The organism is Bradyrhizobium sp. Unk1 (genome assembly GCF_059512345.1).
This window is the reverse complement of the sequence record NZ_JCAMOP010000045.1, coordinates 12,817-32,708: the sequence shown is the minus strand read 5'-3', so window position 1 is coordinate 32,708 and position 19,892 is coordinate 12,817. Positions and strand designations below refer to the sequence as shown.

The 19,892-nt window shown below is 64.3% G+C and carries 21 protein-coding genes; 17 read left to right on the top strand and 4 right to left on the bottom strand.

Annotated features, from left to right (window positions below; translation table 11 throughout):
- Positions 1 to 82: 82 nt before the first annotated feature.
- The 16 genes from AC5ZFO_RS38760 to AC5ZFO_RS38685 all read left to right on the top strand — a co-directional run bounded on the left by AC5ZFO_RS38760 (position 83) and on the right by AC5ZFO_RS38685 (position 14,146).
- Complete coding sequence (locus AC5ZFO_RS38760) at positions 83 to 466, top strand: hypothetical protein (protein WP_282524759.1); 384 nt, start codon at positions 83 to 85, stop codon at positions 464 to 466.
- Positions 463 to 1,545, top strand: coding sequence for an alpha/beta fold hydrolase (locus AC5ZFO_RS38755; RefSeq protein WP_496123485.1), 1,083 nt, complete (start codon positions 463 to 465; stop codon positions 1,543 to 1,545). Before AC5ZFO_RS38760 ends, AC5ZFO_RS38755 begins: the two co-directional genes overlap by 4 nt.
- On the top strand, positions 1,542 to 2,135 hold the full coding sequence (locus tag AC5ZFO_RS38750) for a GNAT family N-acetyltransferase (RefSeq protein WP_496123484.1): 594 nt from the start codon (positions 1,542 to 1,544) through the stop codon (positions 2,133 to 2,135). Before AC5ZFO_RS38755 ends, AC5ZFO_RS38750 begins: the two co-directional genes overlap by 4 nt.
- 222 nt (positions 2,136 to 2,357) lie before the next feature.
- Positions 2,358 to 2,813, top strand: a complete 456-nt coding sequence (locus tag AC5ZFO_RS38745) for a phasin (RefSeq protein WP_496123483.1) — start codon at positions 2,358 to 2,360, stop codon at positions 2,811 to 2,813.
- Between the two features lie 162 nt (positions 2,814 to 2,975).
- Positions 2,976 to 4,262: a DUF445 domain-containing protein gene (locus AC5ZFO_RS38740; RefSeq protein WP_282524755.1), complete on the top strand. Its 1,287-nt coding sequence runs from the start codon at positions 2,976 to 2,978 to the stop codon at positions 4,260 to 4,262.
- 201 nt (positions 4,263 to 4,463) lie between these two features.
- Positions 4,464 to 5,234, top strand: a complete 771-nt coding sequence (locus tag AC5ZFO_RS38735; protein WP_282524754.1) for an esterase/lipase family protein — start codon at positions 4,464 to 4,466, stop codon at positions 5,232 to 5,234.
- Positions 5,235 to 5,443: 209 nt separating this feature from the next.
- Entirely contained in the window at positions 5,444 to 6,310 is an 867-nt protein-coding gene (gene paaX / locus AC5ZFO_RS38730) for a phenylacetic acid degradation operon negative regulatory protein PaaX (protein ID WP_282524753.1), read from the top strand.
- Positions 6,311 to 6,386: 76 nt separating this feature from the next.
- Positions 6,387 to 7,379, top strand: a complete 993-nt coding sequence (paaA, locus tag AC5ZFO_RS38725; RefSeq protein ID WP_282524752.1) for a 1,2-phenylacetyl-CoA epoxidase subunit PaaA — start codon at positions 6,387 to 6,389, stop codon at positions 7,377 to 7,379.
- Positions 7,380 to 7,390: 11 nt separating this feature from the next.
- Entirely contained in the window at positions 7,391 to 7,678 is a 288-nt protein-coding gene (paaB, locus tag AC5ZFO_RS38720; RefSeq protein ID WP_282524751.1) for a 1,2-phenylacetyl-CoA epoxidase subunit PaaB, read from the top strand.
- Positions 7,678 to 8,454, top strand: coding sequence for a 1,2-phenylacetyl-CoA epoxidase subunit PaaC (gene paaC, locus AC5ZFO_RS38715; RefSeq protein ID WP_282524750.1), 777 nt, complete (start codon positions 7,678 to 7,680; stop codon positions 8,452 to 8,454). Before paaB ends, paaC begins: the two co-directional genes overlap by 1 nt.
- Positions 8,448 to 8,951 carry a 1,2-phenylacetyl-CoA epoxidase subunit PaaD gene (paaD, locus tag AC5ZFO_RS38710; RefSeq protein ID WP_282524749.1) on the top strand — a complete coding sequence of 168 codons (504 nt, stop codon included), beginning with the start codon at positions 8,448 to 8,450 and terminating at the stop codon, positions 8,949 to 8,951. Before paaC ends, paaD begins: the two co-directional genes overlap by 7 nt.
- 2 nt (positions 8,952 to 8,953) lie before the next feature.
- The gene (gene paaE / locus AC5ZFO_RS38705) at positions 8,954 to 10,036 is read left to right on the top strand and encodes a 1,2-phenylacetyl-CoA epoxidase subunit PaaE (protein ID WP_282524748.1); all 1,083 of its coding nucleotides are present in this window, start codon (positions 8,954 to 8,956) and stop codon (positions 10,034 to 10,036) included.
- 55 nt (positions 10,037 to 10,091) lie between these two features.
- On the top strand, positions 10,092 to 10,541 hold the full coding sequence (gene paaI, locus AC5ZFO_RS38700) for a hydroxyphenylacetyl-CoA thioesterase PaaI (RefSeq protein ID WP_282524747.1): 450 nt from the start codon (positions 10,092 to 10,094) through the stop codon (positions 10,539 to 10,541).
- Between the two features lie 40 nt (positions 10,542 to 10,581).
- Positions 10,582 to 11,913 carry a phenylacetate--CoA ligase PaaK gene (paaK, locus tag AC5ZFO_RS38695; RefSeq protein ID WP_282524746.1) on the top strand — a complete coding sequence of 444 codons (1,332 nt, stop codon included), beginning with the start codon at positions 10,582 to 10,584 and terminating at the stop codon, positions 11,911 to 11,913.
- 51 nt (positions 11,914 to 11,964) lie between these two features.
- Positions 11,965 to 12,969 carry a quinone oxidoreductase family protein gene (locus tag AC5ZFO_RS38690; protein WP_496123482.1) on the top strand — a complete coding sequence of 335 codons (1,005 nt, stop codon included), beginning with the start codon at positions 11,965 to 11,967 and terminating at the stop codon, positions 12,967 to 12,969.
- Between the two features lie 121 nt (positions 12,970 to 13,090).
- Positions 13,091 to 14,146 (top strand): YeeE/YedE family protein, encoded by a 1,056-nt coding sequence (locus AC5ZFO_RS38685; protein WP_282524744.1) that lies wholly within the window; start codon positions 13,091 to 13,093, stop codon positions 14,144 to 14,146.
- Here the strand turns inward: AC5ZFO_RS38685 and AC5ZFO_RS38680 are convergent.
- Complete coding sequence (locus tag AC5ZFO_RS38680) at positions 14,125 to 15,039, bottom strand: DMT family transporter (RefSeq protein WP_496123481.1); 915 nt, start codon at positions 15,037 to 15,039, stop codon at positions 14,125 to 14,127. The genes AC5ZFO_RS38685 and AC5ZFO_RS38680 overlap by 22 nt on opposite strands.
- Before the next feature lie 82 nt (positions 15,040 to 15,121).
- Between AC5ZFO_RS38680 and pdxR the strand changes: the two genes are divergently transcribed.
- Positions 15,122 to 16,567 (top strand): MocR-like pyridoxine biosynthesis transcription factor PdxR, encoded by a 1,446-nt coding sequence (gene pdxR, locus AC5ZFO_RS38675; protein ID WP_496123480.1) that lies wholly within the window; start codon positions 15,122 to 15,124, stop codon positions 16,565 to 16,567.
- Positions 16,568 to 16,628: 61 nt separating this feature from the next.
- Here pdxR and AC5ZFO_RS38670 read toward each other — a convergent pair whose 3' ends face one another.
- The 3 genes from AC5ZFO_RS38670 to AC5ZFO_RS38660 are packed head-to-tail and all read right to left on the bottom strand — an operon-like array spanning position 16,629 to position 19,866.
- On the bottom strand, positions 16,629 to 17,852 hold the full coding sequence (locus tag AC5ZFO_RS38670; RefSeq protein WP_282524741.1) for a bifunctional alpha/beta hydrolase/OsmC family protein: 1,224 nt from the start codon (positions 17,850 to 17,852) through the stop codon (positions 16,629 to 16,631).
- Between the two features lie 25 nt (positions 17,853 to 17,877).
- Positions 17,878 to 18,540, bottom strand: coding sequence for a sulfite oxidase-like oxidoreductase (locus tag AC5ZFO_RS38665; RefSeq protein WP_282524740.1), 663 nt, complete (start codon positions 18,538 to 18,540; stop codon positions 17,878 to 17,880).
- A 3-nt stretch (positions 18,541 to 18,543) separates the two neighbouring features.
- The gene (locus tag AC5ZFO_RS38660; protein WP_282524739.1) at positions 18,544 to 19,866 is read right to left on the bottom strand and encodes an MFS transporter; all 1,323 of its coding nucleotides are present in this window, start codon (positions 19,864 to 19,866) and stop codon (positions 18,544 to 18,546) included.
- Between the last annotated feature and the right edge of the window lie 26 nt (positions 19,867 to 19,892).

The window sequence follows — 19,892 nt, the reverse complement described above, 5'->3', positions numbered from 1 at the left end:
TGGCGGTTGACCGGCACCGCGCAACGGTGTGGTATGGCGAAAAAAGAAGGGCATCGCAGCTCTCGATACCAGGAGGACGCCGATGACCGACAAGACCAATGACCCGGTCGCCATGTGGCAGAAGATGATGGGTGAGATGGAGAAGGGGTTCAACTCCTTCGCCAACCAGGCCATGTCGTCGCCCGAATTTTCACAGGCGATGAACCGCGCGGGAGGGGTTGCTGCAGGTGCTCAGAAGCAACTCGGCGAGCTCATGGAAAAATATCTGGTCTCCATGAACCTGCCCAGCCGCGATCAGGTCACTGGCCTTGCCGAAAGGTTGCAAGCCATCGAAGGCCAGATCGGTGAGATCAAGTGGCTGCTGACCCAGATGGCGGCAGGTTCCGGCGTGTCTCAGGGCTCCGATACGGCATTGCGACCGCCGCGCACAAAGCGTCCGCCGTCCGAGGGCGGAGAGCAGACATGAATGCAGCCACCGGACTAGATTTCGCATCGATCCCGGATCGCATCCAGTCCGAGGTGCAGCGCGCAATCCAGCGCAGCATCAAGGGCGTCGAATATTTCTCGACTTCGGGCCCTTCGCTCGGCTCGACGCCAAAGGACGTGCTGCATTCGCGCGGCACCATGAGCCTCTATCACTACCGACCGATGTCCGACGAGATCTACCGCGTGCCGGTCTTGATCGTGATGGCGACCACCAATCGCGGCTACATCCTCGATCTCGTGCCTGGCCAGAGCTTCATCGAATTCCTGCTCAAGCGCGGCTACGACGTCTACATGCTGGACTGGAGCGCGCCGCGGCCCGAGGAGAAGAGCCTGCGCATGGAGGACTACGTCCTTGACTTCATCCCGGACTGCGTCCGCCGCGTGCAAGCGGATTCCGGCGAGCAGGACGTCTCCGTGATCGGCTATTGCTTCGGCGGCGTGCTGTCGCTGCTCTACGGCTCGATCCACAAGGACGGGCCGATGAAGAATTTGATCTGCTTCACCACGCCGATCGACTTTCGCGAGATGAAGCTGTTCTCAAATTTTTCCGACCGCCGCTATTTCGACGTCGACCGTCTCGTCGACAGCGTCGGCAACGTGCCGCCGGAAATGATCCTGTCCTCGTTCGAGATGCTGCGCCCGGCCTCGCGCACGGTGAGCCAGATCCAGCTCTGGGAAAACATCTGGAACGACGAGTTCGTGAAGTCGTACCGCATGTTCGACCGCTGGGCGACCGACACGCTGCCGCTTGCGGGCGAGTATTTCCGCGCCATCACCAAGGACCTGATGTGGGACAACAAGCTGTTCAACGACACCATGTCGGTCGGCGGCCGCGCGGCGAAGCTCGAAGACATCAAGGTGCCGTTCCTGCATGCGGTCGCCGAGCACGATCACATCGTGCCGTATGACGCCGCAAAGCACCTGATCGCGAAGATCGGGTCCGATGACAAGGAAGAGGTGATGCTGAAGGGCGGTCACGTCTCGCTTGTTGCCGGCGCCAACGCTGTGAAACGGCTGTGGCCGAAACTGGATACCTGGCTGGGGAAGAGATCGACATGAGTGAGCAGCGTTCCTATCCGCGTCAGGTCAAGACCGACGCCGGCGATATCGACATCCGCCTGATGTCGCCTGCGGACGAGGCCGCGATGCTCGCGTTCGGCAAGGGCCTGCCGACCCATGATCTGTTGTTCCTGCCGCGCAACATCAGCGAGCCGAAGGTGCTCTCGGCCTGGGTCAAGGAGATCGAGCGCGGCGCGATTACCAGCCTGCTCGCAGTCAGGGACGCCAAGGTCGTCGGCTGTGGCACGCTGGTGCGCGATCCGCATTCCTGGTCGCCCCATGTCGGCGAGATCCGGATGGTTGTTTCCCTCGACGTGCGCGGGAAGGGAGTGGGGCGGGCGCTGTCGCAGGAGACCTTTGCGCTCGCGCTCGGCGCCGGCCTGGAAAAGCTTTCGGTCCAGATGACAGTCGACCAGCAGGCGGCGATCGCCCTTTTCGAGAGCCTCGGCTTCAAGGCCGAGGCGCTGCTGCGGGACCATGTCCGGGACGTCGACGGCAAGACCCACGACATCGTCGTGCTCGGGCACAATATTGCGCAGGTCCAGGCCCAGATGGAGGCTTACGGGCTGCCAGGCGCCGTCCAGCACTAAAGGCGCCGTCCAGCATTAGGGGCCGCCGGTGCGTTTTCCGGGAACCCGTCTGGCCAGGGAGGCGCCAGATTGCCTCCCATTAAGGCTGTTCACGATTTCGTGATATCGCAGTGCAATACGAATATTGCATCGCACCATTAATTATGTCATATAAGCCGTGCCCCGGGCCAATGAGGACGGGGTGAGCCCATAGCTCAACCCAATGAGGATGGAGAGAACCCCATGACCACCGAAACCAACACTGCCTTCGAAGGCTTCAAGGACGCTTTCAAGAACATCCAGAACCTGGAAGTTCCCGAGGCCGCCCGCGAGTTCGTCATGAAGTCTGCCAACACCGCCAAGGACCGTGCTGCCGAGGTGTTCGCTGGCTCCGAGCGCGTGACCGCCGCCGTCGAGAACGCGGTGACCGAGTCCGTCACCGAGGCCGGCAAGATCAGCCGCAACATCCAGCAGGCGATCTACGAGGACGCCGAGGCGTTCTTCTCGGGCATCGACAAGCTCGCGTCCGCCAAGTCGATCAGCGAAGCCGTCGAGATCCAGTCGAGCCTGCTCCGCGCCCGCGGCGAAGTCTTCGTCTCGCGCGCCAAGGCGACCGCCGACTATGTCGGCAAGCTCGCCGCCAACGGTGCGAAGTCCGCTCAGGACAATTTTTCCAAGGTCTACACCAAGACCGCCTGATACGGCATCCTGAGTACAAACTGAAATTTGAGGCCCGCTTCGGCGGGCCTTTGTTTTTGCGCTGCCGTCATTGCGAGTGAAGCGAAGCAATCCAGCCCGTCTCGGTGGAAAGACTCTGGATTGCTTCGCTTCACTCGCAATGACGAGTAGGGTGATGCAGTGATGACCCCGCCCGCCACTTTCTCATTCGACAGCCCTGGTGACGCCGAACGCGCGGCGGAGCTTCGCCGCGTGAAAGCACTGGCGACGCTGGTGCTGGCCTCGACGCTTGCCCTGTTCGTCGTCGCGAAATGGCTTCTGCCAGTGCATCCCGTGTTCGGCTTCATCGCGGCCTTCGCGGAAGCTGCGACCATCGGCGGGCTTGCCGACTGGTACGCGGTGGTCGCGCTGTTCAAGCGGCCGCTCGGCCTGCCGATCCCGCACACCGCGATCATCCAGAGCAATCAGGCCCGCATCGCCGACAAGCTCGGCGAGTTCATCCAGGTGCATTTCCTCGAGGCCGGCCCGGTCGAGGCCAAGCTGAGGGAGATCGATTTCGGCTCTTTCGTCGCCGATTGGCTGCGCGACCGCAAGCGCAGCGATGATCTCGCGCGTTTCGCGTTGCGCCTGCTGCCGGAGGCCGTCTCCGCGACGGAAAGCTCAGGTCTGATGACCTTCATCATTCGCCGCATGTCCTCGCAGCTGCAGGCGATCGACCTTGCGCCGCTCGCGGCCGGTACGCTGCGCGGCTTCGTCGCGGAAGGGCGGCATCAGATCCTGTTCGATGATCTCCTGCGCGTGATGCACGAGACGCTGAACCAGAAAGAGACGATGGCGATGATCCGCGAGAAGGTGCGCGCGGAGTTGCCGACCCTGCTCAATCTCTATCGCGCCGACAAATTTCTGGTGAACAAGATCGTGGCCTCCGCCACCGCATTCTTCAACGAGGTGCGCAGTGATCCCAAGCATCCGTTCCGCGGCGAGTTCGATCGTATGGTGCTGAGCTTCGTCGACCGGCTCGGCACCGACCAAGCCTATATCGATCGTATCGACAGCTTGAAGCGCGACCTGCTGGCGCGGCCGGAGCTTGCCGATCTCGCCCGCACCGTCTGGACCAACACGCGTTCGTTCATCGAGCGCAGTGCGAGCGGCGAGACCCAGGTGCTGCAGCATCATCTCGCCGGCATGTTCGTCTCCGCGGGCGAGGCGCTCGCCGGCGATGCCGAGCTCCGCGGCGAGATCAACAAGGGTCTGGTGGCGGTGCTGCGCAGCTTCGTTGCGGATCAGAAAAGCGGCGTCTCGACCTTCATTTCCGACCAGGTCAAGGCGTGGGATATGGCGCAGCTGATTTCGCTGATTGAAATCAATATCGGCCGCGACCTGCAATACATCCGCTTCAACGGTTCGCTGATCGGCGGGCTCGCAGGTCTTGCGCTCTACTCCGTAGAATTCCTGCTTCGATGGTTGTGACTTTTGCGTCACGGACGCTGGCATTCACGCGCGGGCCTATTGTCGCCTTGGGCTTCACCCGCTTGAATGTCCGGAACCGGCCGCCTAGCTGATTCATGCTGCGTTGCGGAACGTTCAAGAAGCCGGACTGTTGGAATTTGTACCCATTTGCCGGCATCGCAACCGGTAGCCTTTTCAGCAATTCTTCCCAGGGGACCATTGATGACCGCTACTGCCCAGACTCTGCGTCCGCCGTCCCGTACCCTGATGTTCCTGGAAGGGCGCGCGATCCACGAGTTCGGCGCGTTCCTCGGCGCGCTGCCGCTGCTGAGCCTCTCGCCCCGCGGCGATGGGCATCCGGTGCTGGTGTTCCCGGGCCTCGTGGCCTCCGACGCGTCGACGCGCGCGCTGCGCTCGTTCCTGACCAGCAAGGGCTATGCGGCAAGCGGCTGGCGCCAGGGCCGCAACTACGGCCTGCGCGAGGGCGTGCAGCATGCGATGGTCGATCTCGTGCACGAGCTCAGCGACAAGCATGGCCGCAAGATCAGCCTGGTCGGCTGGAGCCTCGGCGGCCTTTATGCGCGCCAGCTCGCCAAGATGATGCCGGCGCGCGTGCGCCAGGTGATCACGCTCGGCAGCCCCTTCGCGGGCGATCCCCGTTCGACCAATGCCTGGCGCGTCTATGAATGGGCGAGCGGGCGGAAGTCCGACGAGGTCGATCCGCAGTTCGGCGGCGAGCTCGCCGTCCCGCCGCCGGTGCCGACCACCGCCATCTTCAGCCGCACCGACGGCGTCTGCGCCTGGCAGGGCTGTATGGAGCAGACGGGCGCGCAGACCGAGAGCATCGAGGTCGAGAGCAGCCATTGCGGCATGGGCCATCATCCCGCCGCCGTCTACGCGGTCGCCGACCGCCTCGCGCAGAAGGAAGGCCAGTGGCAGCCGTTCAACCGCAGCGGCTGGCGCAGCATGGTCTATCCCGATCCGCATCGGTGATGCTTCGCCTCTCCCCGCCTGCGGGGAGAGGCCGGAATTTGCGAAGAGCAAATTCCGGGTGAGGGGGAGTCTCCACGAGTCCAACTCTCACCGAATGCGCGGAGGCTCCCCCTCATCCCGACCTTCTCCCCGCAAGCGGGGAGAAGGAGAAGAGGAAGCGTCGCCCCCGTCCATTGTCGCGCCCGCATCAAACGCGCTATGCCTCGCGGATGGCGCATCCATTGTCCCGCATCATCGACCAGCTCAAGCGTGAGCCGTCACGCACGGGCTCCATCGTCATCACCGTGTTTGGCGACGCCATCGTGCCGCGCGGAGGTTCGGTGTGGCTCGGCACGCTGTTGGAGTTCTTCGAGAGGCTGGACATCGATGCCGGCGTGGTGCGCACTGCGATGTCGCGCCTTGCTGCCGATGGCTGGCTGATGCGCGAAAAGGTTGGCCGTAACAGTTTTTATCGCCTGGCCGACAAGGGAAGTCAGACCTTCGAGGCCGCCACGCGCCACATCTACGATCCGCCATCGCCGGACTGGACCGGGCGCTTCGAGCTGCTCCTGATCGGCAACGGCGAGGATCGCGACGTCTCGCGCGAGGCGCTGCGCAACGCCGGCTTCGGCAGTCCGCTGCCCGGCGTGTGGGTCGCGCCATCAGGCGTGCCGGTGCCGGACGAGGCTGCCGGAGCGATCCGCCTCGAAGTCTCGGCGGAGGATGACAGCGGCCGCCGTCTGCTCAGCGCGAGCTGGCCGCTGGACCGCACCGCCGACGCCTATCTGAAATTCATGAAGACGTTCGAGCCGCTCCGTGCCGCTATCGCGCGCGGTGCGGATCTGTCCGAGGCCGATGCCTTCACCGCGCGCATCCTGCTGATCCACTATTACCGCCGCGTCGTGTTGCGCGATCCGCTGCTGCCCGAGAGCCTGCTGCCGGGCGATTGGCCCGGCAGGGCCGCACGTGAACTCTGCGGCGAGGTCTATCGCGCGCTGCTTGCGCCGTCGGAACAATGGCTTGATAGCCATGGAACCAATGAGAAGGGGCCGCTGCCGCCGGCTCGAAAGCTCCTGGAGCGGAGATTCGAGGCCTGATTTACATGTTACAGAAATATCTTGCATGATGTAATTCTTGTTATATATTGCCTCCCAATAAAACGGGAGGATGCGCATGTATACCCAGGCGCTGAACACGGCCGAGACCGACGATCGCGGTCTTGAGGAAGCAGGAAGAGCTGCGCAGTTCCAGGCCCGCATCGATGCGGAGGAGCGCATCGAGCCGAACGACTGGATGCCGGCGGCCTATCGCAAGACGCTCACCCGCCAGATCTCCCAGCACGCCCATTCCGAAATCGTCGGCATGCTGCCCGAAGGCAACTGGATCACGCGCGCGCCGACCCTGCGCCGCAAGGCGGCGCTGCTGGCCAAGGTGCAGGACGAATGCGGCCACGGGCTCTATCTCTACGCCGCCGCCGAGACGCTCGGCACGTCGCGCGAGGAGCTGGTCGACGCCATGCTTGCCGGCAAGGCCAAATATTCCTCGATCTTCAACTATCCGACGCTGACCTGGGCCGACATCGGTACCATCGGCTGGCTGGTCGACGGCGCCGCGATCATGAACCAGATCCCGCTGTGTCGCTGCTCCTACGGCCCTTATGCACGCGCGATGATCCGCGTCTGCAAGGAGGAGTCCTTCCACCAGCGCCAGGGCTACGAGATCATGCTGACGCTGTGCCGCGGCTCGGATGAGCAGAAGGCGATGGCGCAGGATGCGCTGAACCGCTGGTGGTGGCCGGTGCTGATGATGTTCGGTCCGCCCGATGCGACGAGCCAGCACAGCGACACGTCGACCAAGTGGAAGATCAAGCGCTTCTCCAATGACGAGCTGCGCCAGAAGTTCGTCGATGCCACCGTGCCCCAGGCGCAATATCTCGGCCTTGCCATCCCCGATCCCGGCATGACGCAGGATGCCGAAGGGCACTGGCGCTACAGCGAGATCGACTGGACCGAATTCAAGCAGGTGCTCGCCGGCAACGGCCCCTGCAACCGCGATCGGCTTGCCGCGCGCCGCAGGTCGCACGATGAGGGCGCCTGGGTGCGCGAGGCGGCAGCTAGCTATGCCGCAAAGCGCGCGCAGCGTCAGACCGCACAAGCCGCGGAATAGGGAGATCAAAAATGGCCACGCCGAACACGCCGCTGTGGGAAGTCTTCATTCGCAGCCGCAACGGGCTCGCGCACAAGCATGTCGGCTCTCTGCATGCGAACGACGCCACCATGGCGCTGCAGGCCGCGCGCGACATCTACACCCGCCGCGGTGAGGGCCTGTCGATCTGGGTCGTGCCGTCCACCGCGATCACCGCAAGCGATCCCGCCGAGAAGGGCATGATGTTCGAGCCGGCGGAAACAAAGATCTACCGGCATCCGACCTTCTATGAGGTGCCCGAGGAAGTGGGGCACATGTGATGCTTGTGGCCAACATCCAGGTCGCGGAAACGCCGCTGGTGCTCTACGCGCTGCGCCGCGCCGACGATGCGCTGATTCTCGGTCATCGCCTGTCGGAATGGTGTGGGCATGCGCCGATGCTGGAAGAGGACATGGCGCTCTCCAACATCGCGCTCGACCTCATCGGCCAGGCGCGTGAGCTCTACACTTACGCCGCCAAGGCCGAAGGCAAGGACAACGACGAGGACAAGCTCGCCTATTTGCGCGACGTCAGGCAGTACCGCAACCTTCTGCTGGTCGAGCAGCCGAATGGCGACTTTGCCCAGACCCTGGTGCGGCAGTTCTTCTATTCCGCCTTCGCCGACCTTTATTGGCGGGCGATGATGGCCTCGCGTGATCCGACGCTTGCGGCCATTGCCGCCAAGTCCGAGAAGGAGAGCGCTTATCATTTGCGCCACGCCTCGGAATGGATCATTCGGCTCGGCGACGGCACCGGTGAGAGTCACGCCAGGGTGCAGGCCGCGATCGATCACCTATGGGCCTTCACCGGTGAGATGTTCGCCGTCGATGACGGAGAACGTGCCCTGATCCATGCCGGTATCGCGATTGATCCCGGCAGCTTGCGCGGTCGCTGGCTGACGACGCTCTCGGATGTCATCAGCGAAGCAACACTCACGCTGCCGCAAAACGACTGGATGCAGCAGGGCGGCCGGTCCGGCCGGCACAGCGAGCATCTGGGCCATCTCCTGTCCGAGCTGCAATCGATGCAGCGCACCTTCCCGGGGCAGACATGGTGACGGTGCTTGAACGCGACAGTGAGCTGCGCCGGCGCGCCTGGGATGCCGCTTCGAGCGTCGTTGACCCCGAAATCCCGGTGCTGACCATCGCCGATCTCGGCGTGCTCCGTGATGTCGTGCTCGACGGCGATCATGTCGAGGTCGCGATCACCCCGACCTACTCGGGCTGTCCGGCCATGAACATGATCGCGCTCGAAATCGAGGTCGCGCTGGAGCGCGCCGGCTTCCATCGTCCGAAGGTCCGCACCGTGCTGTCGCCGGCCTGGACCACCGACTGGATGAGCGAGGAGGGGCGCCGCAAGCTGCACGCCTACGGCATCGCGCCACCGCAAGCGTCGAGCTCGCGCCGCGCGCTGTTCGGCGAGCAAGCCGTCGCGTGCCCGCAATGCGGCTCTGACAAGACCGAGCTGCTGTCCGAATTCGGCTCGACCTCCTGCAAGGCGCTGTGGCGCTGCAAGGCCTGCCGCGAACCCTTCGATTATTTCAAGTGTCATTGATCATGTCCGCAGCCGCACCGCGCTTTCATCGCCTGACCGTCAACGACCTCCGCCGCGAGGCGGCCGACGCCGTGTCGATGACCTTTGCGGTCCCCGGCGAACTCGCGGGCGATTACGCTTTCGCGCCCGGCCAGTACCTTACGCTCCGCACCATGCTGGATGGCGAGGAAGTCCGGCGCTCCTATTCGATCTGCTCGGGTCCTGACGATGGCGAGATCCGCATTGCCGTGAAGAAGATTGACGGCGGAGCATTTTCGAGCTGGGCGGCGGATGAACTCAAATGCGGCGACGAACTCGACGTCATGACGCCGACCGGACGCTTCGGCGTGATCCCGCCGGCGGATAGTGGACGCATCCATGTCGGCTTTGCCGCAGGCTCCGGCATCACGCCGATCCTGTCGATCGTCAAGGGCGTGCTCGCGCGGGAGCCGGGCAGCCGCTTCTTCCTGTTCTACGGCAATCGTGCGACCGACAACATCATGTTCCTGGAGGCGCTCGAGGAGCTCAAGGATCGCTTCATCGATCGCCTCTCGATCTTCCACGTCATCTCCGGCGAGGAGCAGGACATCCCGATCCTGCATGGCCGGCTGGACGGCGACAAGGTGCGGGTGCTGCTGCGCTCCCTGGTACCTGCCGCGAGTGTCGATCATGTCTTCATCTGTGGCCCCCTTGGCATGAGCGAGGAGATCGAGGCGACCTGCCGCGATCTCGGTATCGCGGACGAGCGCATCCACGTAGAGCGCTTCGTCTCCGAATTCGGCGGCAAGCCGCGACCGAAGAAGATCGTTGCGCCCGACGCGCCGCCGAAGGCGATCGCCTCCCTGATCATCGACGGCAAGCGTCGCGACGTGCCGGTTGCCGAGGACGAAGCGATCCTCGATGCCGCGCTGCGCGCCGGCGTCGATCTGCCCTTCGCCTGCAAGGGCGGCATGTGCTCGACCTGCCGCGCCAAGCTGGTCGAGGGCGAGGCGCCGATGGACATCAACTATTCGCTGGAGCCCTGGGAGTTGAAGGCCGGCTTCGTCCTGACCTGCCAGGCGAAGCCATCGTCGGAGCGGGTCGTGGTCGATTACGATCACGTTTGACAGTTATGGCCGGGCAGCAGAGCATTGTGGCCAAACATTTGGCCGGGAGAAGCGCGTGAACGTCAAAGCCAACCTGTCGCCCGAGGATATTGCCCGCGCCTGTGCCGACGCCATGTGGGCGGAGGACGATGCCTCCAAGGGTCTCGGCATGGAGATCGTCGAGATCGGTCCGGGCTTCGCGACGCTGGCGATGAATGTGCGGCCGGACATGGTCAACGGCCAGCGCATCGCCCATGGCGGCTTCATCTTCACGCTGGCCGATTCCGCCTTCGCCTTTGCCTGCAATTCGCACAATGAACGTGTCGTGGCGGCACAGGGCCAGATCACCTTCATCAAGCCGGGCAGGCTTGGTGACCGCCTCGTTGCAAAAGCGCGCGAGGTCAGCCGTGGCGGACGCTCAGGCATCTACGACGTGCGCGTGACAGCGGGCGACACCGTCATCGCGGAATTCCGGGGGCATTCGCGCGTCATTCCCGGCACGTGGCTGCCGACGCAAGAACAGTAAGAGTCCAATAAAAAGAACCAACCAATGTAGGGAAACGAGGATGGCTCTGACGAGGCTCAAGGAAGGTGGCAGCGCCTATCGTGCCGAGATGGACGCGCATGAGCGCGCGTCACGTGACGAGATCATGGCGCTGCAAACGCAGCGGCTGGCCTGGTCGCTGAAGCACGCCTACGACAACGTCGCACATTACCGCCAGGCCTTCGAGAAGGCCGGCGTGCATCCGTCCGACTTTCGCGAACTCTCCGATCTCGCGAAATTCCCGTTCACGGTGAAGACGGATCTGCGCGACAATTATCCCTTCAACATGTTCGCCGTGCCGCGTGAAAAGCTGGTGCGCGTGCATGCGTCCTCCGGCACCACAGGCAAGCCGATCGTGGTGGGCTATACGCAACGCGACATCGACACCTGGTCGGAGGTCATGGCGCGCTCGATTCGCGCCGCCGGCGGCCGCACCGGCATGATCATTCACAACGCCTATGGCTACGGCCTGTTTACCGGCGGATTGGGCGTGCACTATGGCGCCGAGAAACTTGGTTGCACCGTGGTGCCGATCTCCGGCGGCATGACCGAGCGGCAGGTGCAGCTCATCAACGACTTCCGGCCTGACATCATCACGGTGACGCCGAGCTACATGCTGGCGATCCTCGACGAGTTCAAGCGTCAGAAGCTCGACCCGCGCCAATGCTCGCTCAAGGTCGGCATCTTCGGCGCCGAGCCCTGGACCAATGCGATGCGCGGCGAGATCGAGGACGCCTTCGACATGGACGCGACCGACATCTATGGCCTCTCGGAGGTGATCGGCCCCGGCGTCGCGCAGGAATGCATCGAGACCAAGGACGGCCTGCACATTTGGGAGGACCATTTTTATCCCGAGGTGATCGACCCGGAGACTGGCGCGGTGCTGCCGGACGGCGCGAAGGGTGAACTGGTCTTCACCTCGCTCACCAAGGAAGCCTTCCCGGTGATCCGTTATCGTACCCGTGACCTGACGCGGCTGCTGCCGGGCACGGCGCGGCCGGGCATGCGGCGCATGGAGAAGGTGACGGGCCGTTCGGACGACATGATCATCCTGCGCGGCGTCAATCTGTTCCCGACCCAGATCGAGGAGGTATTGCTCGCGACTGATTGGTGCGGCGGGCATTTCATTCTTGAACTCACCCGCGAAGGCCGCATGGACGAGCTGACCATCATTGCCGAGGCGCGGCCGGAAAGCTGGGACGGAAGGGGTCTCGTCGATCACGCCGACCGCATCTCGACCCACATCAAGAACACCATCGGCATCAGTTCCCAGGTGCGCGTGGTCGCGCCGGCCACGCTGGAGCGCTCGCTGGGCAAGGCCAAGCGCCTCTACGACAAGCGGCCGAAGGATTGACTTGGCCGGTCCCAAAGGCGACAAGGCCCGCGAGAAATCGTGGGTCTTTCGATGTCATCCGCCGATCGCAAAACCGTCGAAGCGCGCTGCGTCCGCTTCAATGCCAAGGCCGATAATGCTGCGGCGATCGCGCCGCTGATCGAGCGTCATATGCTCACGCGCGGTCCGAAAGATCTCCTGATCGAGATAAGGGCCGCCGCCGTCAACCCCTCCGATGTGAAGGCTGCGACCGGGCTGATGCCCTATGCGGTCTTCCCCCGCACGCCCGGCCGCGATTATGCCGGTGTGGTGATCGACGGGCCGGCCGATACGATCGGCCGCGAGGTGTTCGGCTCCTCCGGCGATCTCGGCATCCGCCGCGACGGCACCCACGCCAGCCATCTCGTCGTCGAAGCGGACGCCGTGGTGGAGAAGCCGAAGACGGTGTCCTGGGAGGAGGCTGCCGGCATCGGTGTGCCCTTCGTCACCGCGATGGAAGGCTTTCGCCGCGCCGGCGTTCCAAAGCCCGGCGAAACCGTGCTGGTGTTCGGCGTCAACGGCAAGGTCGGTCAGGCCGCGGTCCAGATCGCGACCTGGCAGGGCGCGCGCGTCATCGGCGTAGTGCGCAAGGCGGAAGCCTCTGAGGGCCATGCCAACGCACCGATCGAGGTGATTGACTCCTCGGCGACCGATGTCGCCACGCGTGTGCGCGAAGTGACCGGCGGCAAGGGGGCCGACATCGTCTTCAACACGGTCGGCGATCCCTATTTCCAGGCCGCGCACAAGTCGCTCGGATTGCGCGGCCGCCAGATCCTGATCGCCGCGATCGACCGCATCGTGCAGTTCAACATTCTCGAATTCTACCGCGGGCAACACACCTATGTCGGCATCGACACGCTCGGGCTGTCCTCGGCCGCAACCGGCGCGGTGCTGCGCGACCTCGGCCCCGGCTTTGCGAGCGGGCACCTGAAGCCGTTCCCGATCAAGCCGAATGCCGTCTATCCGCTGGAGCGCGCCAAGGAGGCCTATGTCGCGGTCGCCGGTTCGTCGCGGGATCGCGTGATCCTGAAGCCTTAACACACCGTCATTGCGAGCGCAGCGAAGCAATCCAGAAATGTATCCGCGGAGACAGTCTGGATTGCTTCGTCGCTTCGCTCCTCGCAATGACGGAGAATGGCGAGAGACCTGAGAACCAAAAATGGATTCCACCCAACTTGTCATCCTCGCCGGCCTCGTCATCGGGCTCATCTATGGCGCCGTCGGGCTCCTCAGCGGGTTCTGCCTGATGAGCAGCATACGCGGTTGGCTGGCCGAGGGAGACGGGCGGCTGGTGCGGACCTTTGCGATGGCGATTGCTGTTGCGGTTGCTGCGAGCCAGTTCCTTGCCGGTAGCGGCATGGTCGATCTCGGCAAGTCGATCTATCTGCAACAATCCTTCTCGGTGCCGGTGCTGTTCCTCGGCGGCCTGTTGTTCGGCTACGGCATGGTGCTGTCGAACGGCTGTGGCTCGCGGGCGCTGGTGATGCTCGGCCGCGGCAATCTCCGCTCCTTCGTCGTCGTGATCGTGCTCGCCATCGCCGCGCAGATGACACTCAAGGGCCTGATCGCGCCGGCCCGCATAGCCCTGGTCCAGGCCTCGCAAACGACCGTCAACGCCAATTCGCTGCCGTCACTGTTGGCGACGCTCGGTCCCGGTGAAGCGGTCTCGCGCGCGCTGGGCGCTGCCCTAATCGTCGTTGCGCTGATCCTGTTTGCGTTCGCACACCCGGCATTCCGGCGTTCGCCCGGCCAGATTGCGGCCGGCGTCGTCGTCGGCCTTCTGGTCGCCTGCGGCTGGTTCGTCACCGGCTATCTCGGCGCCGACGATTTCAATCCCGTCCCGGTGACCTCACTCACCTTCATCGCGCCGATCGCAGATAGCCTGCAATACGCCATGCTCTCGACCGGCCTGACGCTCAACTTCGGCATCGCCACCGTGGCCGGTGTTCTCGCCGGCAGCCTTGTCACCGCGCTCGCTGCGGGCCGCTTTCACCTCGAAGGTTATTCCTCGCCGCGCCACATGCTGCGCTCGGCCGGCGGCGCGGCGCTGATGGGGATCGGCGGTGTGATGGCGTTCGGCTGCTCGATCGGGCAGGGGCTCACGGGCGTGTCGACGCTCGCTCTGGGCTCCTTCGTTGCGGTCGCCGGCATGCTGCTCGGCACGACGGCCGGCCTGCGCGGTGCACTGCGGGTTCAGCCGCTCGCGGTGGCCTGACCGCGCAGCAGCTGGTCGCCCAGCGTCGCAAGACCGATGCCGGTGACGATCAGTCCGGCCGCGACAGCAAGGCTCATGTCGATCGGCTCACCCAGCAGGATCGCCGCGCTGGCGATGCCAACGAGCGGGGTCCCGGTGGTGCCGAGCGACGTTGTCAGGGCCGAGATGCTCTTGTTGACCATTGACATCGCCCAATAGGCCAGCGCCGTTCCGATCAGCCCCGAATACAGGAACAGCAGCACGAGCTTCCACGACCATTCCGCGTGCGGCAGGCCATCCGTGACCACCGCCGATCCGGTCAACACAACGGTTGCCACGAGCACCTGCCAGATCAGGAGCTGGAGCGGCGATGCAATCCAGCGATGCGCGCTCATATAGATGATGTTCGCGGCCCAGGACATCGCGGCCAGGACGACCATGCCGGCCCCCAGCAGGACGTTGGTATTGGTCCAATCGATCGACGTGGGGTTCAGGATCACGGCAAGGCCGATCAGCCCGAGCAAGGCGCCGGCGAGCTTGGGCGCCGTCAGCGTATCCTTCCCCAGTAAGGGCGCGGCGATCGCGACCCAGAGCGGCGTGGTGTAGCCGAGCACGATGGCCTTGCTCGCGGGCAGGAAGCGCACACCGGCCGCAACCAGAACCGAGAACACCGTCATGTGCAGCAGCGCGACGCTCAGGATCACGGGAATGTCGCGCCGCTCCGGGATCACCAGATTGTTGCTCAGCCCGAGGATCACGAACAATCCGGCCAGCGCGATCCAGCTCCTGATTGCCGAAGTCCATAGTGGCGGAAGGAACTGGACGAGTTGCTTCGTCACCGACCAGTTCACGCCCCAGGCCAGCACAACGATGAGGAACAGGCCGACGGCCGCGCGGGAGGAGAGGGAGTTCATCGCAAAATCCTTGAAGCAGTCCAGTCCGGCGCATAGCATCCGGATTGGCACCTGAAAAAGTGCCAGATTGGAAAGGAACAAGGTGCCAGTTTCGGAAGGTGTGATCTCCGCCCTGATCGAGTTGAAGCGGACCGACGACGAGGGGTTGACGGCGCAACTGACGAGCCAGCTGCGAGACCTGATCGCGACCGGTCGACTCGGCAAAGGCCGTGCGCTGCCGTCGAGCCGCCGGCTTGCGGGCGATCTCGGCGTCTCGCGCAACACCGTCACTTATGCTTTCGAGCAGCTCGCCGCCGAGGGATATCTGGAGGCGTCGCACGGTCGTCGTCCCATGGTCACGGTCGACGGCGGCCGTAACGAAGGGACGGGCGCCGTCGCACCGAGCGTCCGCTCTGGTAAGCCGCGGCTCTCGCCCTGGGCGTCGAAGCTCAAGCAGACCGACTGGCCGATGTCCTATCAGGCGCCGCTAAAACCCCTGCGTCCGGGGCATGGAGATGCGCGGGAGTTTCCGCACGAAGTGTGGGCCCGCTGCCTGCGCCGCAGCGCGGTGCGCGCAGCCAAGCGCGAGCTTGGACCGGTCAACCGGACGCGTCTGCGCCAGGCGCTGGCGCATTATCTGGCCGCCAGCAGGGGCGTCCGCGCCACCGCAGACCAGATCCTGATCCTGCCGACCGCGCAGGCCGCGCTGACCCTGATTGCGGCCGCTCTCATCACGCCCGGCGACGACGTCTGGGTCGAGGATCCCGGCTATCCCGGTGCTGCGGCAGCCTTTCGTGCCTCCGGCGCGCGCGTGATGGGGATGAAGCTGGACGAGCAGGGCATGCAGCGGATGCCCGGCATGGCCGCGCCAAAGCTCATCTTCATGACGCCATCGCACCAGCACCCGACCGGGCGGTTGATGTCGCTCGCGCGCCGCACCGAATTCTTGGGCATGAGCAGGCCAGGCGAGACCTGGGTCGTCGAAGACGATTACGACGGCGAATTCCATTATGACAGCCGGCCGGTGCCGGCCTTGCAGGGGCTCGATGCCCATGGCCGCGTGTTCTATGTCGGAACGTTTTCGAAGGCGATGACGTCGGATATCCGGCTCGGCTATGTCGTCGCGCCACCAGGGCTGGTCGGCACCCTGGAGATCGCACAGCGGCACATCGGGCTGATCGCCTCCAGCCACATCCAGGAAGCGCTGGCGGAGTTCATCGCCGACGGGCATTTTCTCGCGCATCTGCGCCGGATGCGGCGGCTCTATCACGCGCGCCGCGATCACCTCGTCGAGGGACTGGAGCGCCATCTGGGCGAAGTTCTCTCCGCCGAAGTGCCCTCGGGCGGCATCCAGCTTGTCGCCCGCCTCAAGCGCGGTCGCACCGATCGGGCGGCGGTGCAACGGCTGGTCGAGGCAGGCGTCGAAACACGGGCCCTGTCCAGCCTGGCGCTCGGCCGTCCACGCGACCAAGGCCTGCTGCTCGGCTTCGCGGCCTGGCGCGAGAATGAGATCAGCACGGCGGTGCGGACGATGGCGTCGTGCTTCTAGAGCATGATCCGGAAAAGTGTGAAGCGGTTTTCCGAAAAGATCATGCTTAAACAATAACGCGCTAGTCCACGGCCTTCGTCACGATGCGTATCTCCGAGGTCAGCGTCCGGTGCACCGGACACTTGTCGGCGATCTCCATCAGCTTCCTGCGCTGCTCCGCATCGAGCGCGCCGTCGATCGCGATGTCGCGCTCGATCTGGTCGAGCATGCCATCGCGCGTCTCGCACTCCGCGCAGTCCTTGGCGTAGATCTTGGAGTGCTTCAGCGTGACCGTGACGCGATCGAGCGGCAGCGATTTGCGATCGGCATAGAGGCGCATGGTCATGGAGGTGCAGGCACCAAGGCCGGCCAGCAGGAAGTCATAGGGGCCGGGGCCGGCATCCTCGCCGCCGGCCGCAATCGGCTCGTCCGCCACTAGATGATGCGGCCCGACCGTAATGGTCTGGTTGAATTTGCTCTTACGGGTCTCCTGCACCACGACCCTGCGCGGCTCCTCAGCGACATCCGTGGCCTTCGCAGGCTCTGCGATGTCGATGTAGCGGCTGGCCCAGGCCGCGATCACGTCGGCCGCGTAGAGCGCGTCGGCCGGCTTGGTCAGGAGATGATCGGCGTGGTCGAGCGAGACGAAGCTCTTGGGATGCCTGGCCGCAACGAAGATCTTCGTCGCATTGTCGATCCCGACGGTATCGTCGACAGGTGATTGCATCACCAGCAGGGCCTTGTGCAGGCCGGTGATGTCCTTCATCAGTTCGTGCTCGGCGATATCGTCGAGGAATTCGCGCTTGATGCGGAACGGGCGCCCCGCAAGCGAGACCTCGACCTCACCCTGCGCGCGGATGCTGTCGAGTTGCTCGCTGAACAGACCGGTGACGTGAGCGGGATCGGACGGCGCCGCGATGGTCACGACAGCCTTGGCTTCCGGAATCCTTCCGGCGGCGGCGAGGATCGCGGCACCGCCGAGGCTGTGGCCGATCAGGATCGACGGCGCCGTGCGGACCTTGCGCAGATGATCGGCCGCGCGCACGAGATCGGCGACGTTGGAGGAGAACGTCGAATTGGCAAAATCGCCCTCACTGGAGCCGAGTCCGGTGAAGTCGAAGCGCAGCACCGCGATGCCTTTGGCTGCAAGCGCGACCGAGATGCGTTTTGCTGCCAGCGTGTCCTTGCCACAGGTGAAGCAGTGCGCGAACAGCGCGTAGGCTGCGGGCTCGCTATCGGGCAGCTCCAGCGCGGCGGCTAGTTGATGGCCACCTTCGCCGGTGAATTGAAAGCGTTCGGTCGGCATGGGCTTCCCCCGTCCTTGCTTGAACCTAATCGGCTGAATAACGCTGCTCGGCCCAGGGATCGCCGCGGCTATGATAGCCGCGGACTTCCCAGAAGCCCGGCGCGTCCTTGGTCAGGAATTCGATGGCCTGAAGCCATTTGGCGCTCTTCCAGAAATACAGATGCGGCACGACGAGCCGTACCGGGCCGCCGTGCTCTTCGGTCAGCGGCTGACCCGACCAGCTGTGGGCGAGCAGCGCGTCCTCGGCGGCAAAGTCTTCCAGCGTGAGGTTGGTGGTGTAGCCGTCATGGGAATGCAGGACCACGAAGCGGGCGTCCTCGCGCGGCTGGCAAGCCGCAAGCAGCTCGCGCGTGGCGAGGCCTTCCCACTCATTGTCGTAGCGCGACCAGGTGGTCACGCAGTGAATGTCGGAGGTGATCTGCGCCTGCTTCTGCGCCGCGAATTCGGCAAAGGTCCAGAACACAGGGGTCTCGATCGCACCGTAAACGTCGAGCCGCCAGCGCTCACGCGAAACCGGCGGCACGACTCCGAGATCGAGCACCGGCCAGTCCTTGGTGAGATGCTGGCCCGGCGGCAGCCGCTGATCCTCCGGTCGCGTAACGCGGCCGGTGAGGAAGCGGCCTTCGCGCGCCCATTTCTCCTTGGTGCGCGTCAGCTTGCTGTCGGGCGGCTCGTTGTCGTCGGCCATGAGCTACTCGTGGCGATGCATCGCGGAGGCGTGCTTGGTGTCACGCATGGTGGAATAGATGATCAGCGACAGGCAGATGACGCCGGCGAGATAGTAGTAGAACCACTCCTCGTGCCCGATGCTCTTGAAATAGAGCGCTATCGCCGGCGCCGTGCCGCCGAAGATCGAGACCGTGATGGCGTAGGGCAGGCCGACGCCGAGGGCGCGGACATTGGTCGGGAACAGCTCGGCCTTCACTACGGCGTTGATCGAGGTGTAACCGGCGACGAACAGCCAGGCGCAGCAGATCAGGATGAAGGCCATGAAAGGCGACTTGGTCTCCTTCAGCGTCATCAGCAGCGGCACGGTCGCGAGCGTACCGGCGACACCGAAGAAGATCAGCAACGGCTTGCGCCCGATCTTGTCGGAGATCGCGCCGTAGATGGGCTGGAGGATGGTTGCGAAGATCAGCGTGCCGAAGATCACGAAAGTGGTCTGGTCCTCGGTCAGCCCGACCGAGAGCTTGACGAAGGTCTGCATGTAGGTGGTGAAGGTGTAGAACGCCGCGGTGCCGCCGGCCGTGAGGCCGACCACCAGTAGCAATTCGCGCGGGTAGCGTAGCAGATTGGCCAGCGAGCCGGTCGGCTTCACCATCTTCTTGGCCTCCTCGAAGGCCTCGGTCTCCTGCAGATTGCGCCGCATCACCGCGGCAAAGATCGCCAGCGCCGCGCCGATCGCAAACGGGATGCGCCAGCCCCAGGCCTTCAGCTCCTCCGGCGTGAGGAAGACCTTTTGCAGGAGCAGCAGCACGATGATCGCGGTGAGCTGGCCGCCGATGAGGGTGACGTATTGAAAGCTCGAATAGAAACCGCGATGCTTGGGATCGGCGACCTCGCTCAGGTAAGTGGCGCTGGCACCATATTCGCCGCCGAGGCTCAGGCCCTCGATCACGCGGGCGAGTGCCAGGATCACAGGTGCGGCGAAGCCGATCGTGGCATAGGTCGGCGTCAGCGCGATGATCAGCGAGCCGAAGCACATGAAGACGACCGACAGCGTCAGCGAGATCCGGCGCCCGAAATGGTCGGCGATATAGCCGAACAACCAGCCGCCCAGCGGGCGCATCAGGAAGGTCGCCGCGAACACCACGGCGACGTTCAATTGCTGGACGACGGGGTCACTGCCAGGGAAGAAGGCCGGAGCGAAATAGAGCGCGAACGCCGTATAGGCGTAGAAATCGTACCATTCGACGAGGTTGCCGATCGAGCCGATGAGGATCATCTTGATCCGCCGTTCGGCGTCGGCGATGTCGATGTGGTCAGAGGCCGGTAGGGTTGCTTGCTCTGTCACGTCCGGCCTCTCTCCTTTGGTCTTGG

Bases quoted from the DNA above. Each gene is read 5' to 3' on its own strand.
- AC5ZFO_RS38760 (WP_282524759.1), top strand. From the start codon at position 83: ATGACCGACAAGACCAATGACCCGGTCGCCATGTGGCAGAAGATGATG.
- AC5ZFO_RS38755 (WP_496123485.1), top strand. From the start codon at position 463: ATGAATGCAGCCACCGGACTAGATTTCGCATCGATCCCGGATCGCATC.
- AC5ZFO_RS38750 (WP_496123484.1), top strand. From the start codon at position 1,542: ATGAGTGAGCAGCGTTCCTATCCGCGTCAGGTCAAGACCGACGCCGGC.
- AC5ZFO_RS38745 (WP_496123483.1), top strand. From the start codon at position 2,358: ATGACCACCGAAACCAACACTGCCTTCGAAGGCTTCAAGGACGCTTTC.
- AC5ZFO_RS38740 (WP_282524755.1), top strand. From the start codon at position 2,976: ATGACCCCGCCCGCCACTTTCTCATTCGACAGCCCTGGTGACGCCGAA.
- AC5ZFO_RS38735 (WP_282524754.1), top strand. From the start codon at position 4,464: ATGACCGCTACTGCCCAGACTCTGCGTCCGCCGTCCCGTACCCTGATG.
- paaX (WP_282524753.1), top strand. From the start codon at position 5,444: ATGGCGCATCCATTGTCCCGCATCATCGACCAGCTCAAGCGTGAGCCG.
- paaA (WP_282524752.1), top strand. From the start codon at position 6,387: ATGTATACCCAGGCGCTGAACACGGCCGAGACCGACGATCGCGGTCTT.
- paaB (WP_282524751.1), top strand. From the start codon at position 7,391: ATGGCCACGCCGAACACGCCGCTGTGGGAAGTCTTCATTCGCAGCCGC.
- paaC (WP_282524750.1), top strand. From the start codon at position 7,678: ATGCTTGTGGCCAACATCCAGGTCGCGGAAACGCCGCTGGTGCTCTAC.
- paaD (WP_282524749.1), top strand. From the start codon at position 8,448: ATGGTGACGGTGCTTGAACGCGACAGTGAGCTGCGCCGGCGCGCCTGG.
- paaE (WP_282524748.1), top strand. From the start codon at position 8,954: ATGTCCGCAGCCGCACCGCGCTTTCATCGCCTGACCGTCAACGACCTC.
- paaK (WP_282524746.1), top strand. From the start codon at position 10,582: ATGGCTCTGACGAGGCTCAAGGAAGGTGGCAGCGCCTATCGTGCCGAG.
- AC5ZFO_RS38690 (WP_496123482.1), top strand. From the start codon at position 11,965: ATGTCATCCGCCGATCGCAAAACCGTCGAAGCGCGCTGCGTCCGCTTC.
- AC5ZFO_RS38685 (WP_282524744.1), top strand. From the start codon at position 13,091: ATGGATTCCACCCAACTTGTCATCCTCGCCGGCCTCGTCATCGGGCTC.
- AC5ZFO_RS38680 (WP_496123481.1), bottom strand. From the start codon at position 15,039: ATGAACTCCCTCTCCTCCCGCGCGGCCGTCGGCCTGTTCCTCATCGTT.
- AC5ZFO_RS38670 (WP_282524741.1), bottom strand. From the start codon at position 17,852: ATGCCGACCGAACGCTTTCAATTCACCGGCGAAGGTGGCCATCAACTA.
- AC5ZFO_RS38665 (WP_282524740.1), bottom strand. From the start codon at position 18,540: ATGGCCGACGACAACGAGCCGCCCGACAGCAAGCTGACGCGCACCAAG.